Consider the following 1,491-nt stretch of genomic DNA (forward strand, 5'->3'; position numbering starts at 1 on the left):
AGAGTAATAAGGGCGTTCGGTGGATGCCTTGGCGCCAAGAGGCGATGAAGGACGTGGCACGCTGCGAAAAGCTGCGGGGAGATGCGAGCGATCGTTGATCCGCAGATATCCGAATGGGGAAACCCCTCCTTTATGGAGATCACCATCTGAATACATAGGGTGGTGAGGCGAACCTGGGGAACTGAAACATCTCAGTACCTGGAGGAAAAGACATCAACGGAGATTCCGCGAGTAGTGGCGAGCGAAAGCGGAGCAGGCCAGTGGTCTGTGTGTGTTAAGCCGAGCCATCTGGAAAGGTGGGCCAGAGTGGGTGATAGCCCCGTAGGCGTATGGCACGCATGGATCCTTGAGTAGGGCGGGGCACGTGAAACCCTGTCTGAACATGGGGGGACCACCCTCCAAGCCTAAATACTCCTTGGCGACCGATAGTGCACAAGTACCGTGAGGGAAAGGTGAAAAGCACCCCGATGAGGGGAGTGAAAGAGACCTGAAACCGAGCGCCTACAAGCAGTCGGAGCCCGCAAGGGTGACGGCGTACCTTTTGTATAATGGGTCCGCGAGTTTCTGTTGGCAGCGAGCTTAAGCCGTGAGGTGGAGGCGGAGCGAAAGCGAGTCCGAATAGGGCGTCCAGTTGCCGGTAGAAGACCCGAAACCGAGTGATCTAGCCATGGCCAGGCTGAAGGTGCGGTAACACGCACTGGAGGGCCGAACCCACGCCTGTTGAAAAAGTCGGGGATGAGCTGTGGCTAGGGGTGAAAGGCCAATCAAACTCGGAAATAGCTGGTTCTCCGCGAAATCTATTGAGGTAGATCGTCGCTCGATTACCGCCGGAGGTAGAGCACCGGAAGGGCTAGGGGGGCCCAAAGCCCTACCAAACCCTACCGAACTCCGAATGCCGGCGAGTACAGGGCGGCAGACAGACAGTGGGTGCTAAGGTCCATTGTCGAGAGGGAAACAGCCCAGACCACCAGCTAAGGCCCCCAAATGATGGCTAAGTGGGAAAGCATGTAGGACGGCCATAACAACCAGGAGGTTGGCTTAGAAGCAGCCATCCTTTAAAGAAAGCGTAATAGCTCACTGGTCTAATAGCTGTCCCGCGGCGAAAATGTAACGGGGCTCAAGCCATCTGCCGAAGCTGTGGATGCTCGAAAGAGCGTGGTAGCGGAGCGTTCCCTAAGCCTGTGAAGCGGTACCTGCGAGGGGCCGTGGAGGTATGGGAAGTGCGAATGCGGACATGAGTAGCGACAAGGAGAGTGAGAAACTCTCCCGCCGAAAGTCCAAGGGTTCCTGCGCAAGGCTAATCCGCGCAGGGTGAGCCGGCCCCTAAGGCGAGGGCGACAGCCGTAGCCGATGGAAACAGGGTGAACATTCCCTGGCCCGCCAGATGTGACAGCCGTGAAGTTCTGTGTGCCCTTACTGGATTGGGTGTGCAGCTGGATCGGCTCGGGAAATAGCACTGGCATTATGGACCGTACCCTAAACCGACACAGG

The 1,491-nt window shown here is 57.3% G+C and carries 1 rRNA gene; it reads left to right on the plus strand.

The window, feature by feature from the left end:
• A 23S ribosomal RNA gene (locus EP26_RS30810) occupies positions 1-1,491 on the plus strand; the annotation flags it as partial.

It is taken from the genome of Belnapia moabensis DSM 16746, assembly GCF_000745835.1.
Lineage (GTDB): Bacteria > Pseudomonadota > Alphaproteobacteria > Acetobacterales > Acetobacteraceae > Belnapia > Belnapia moabensis.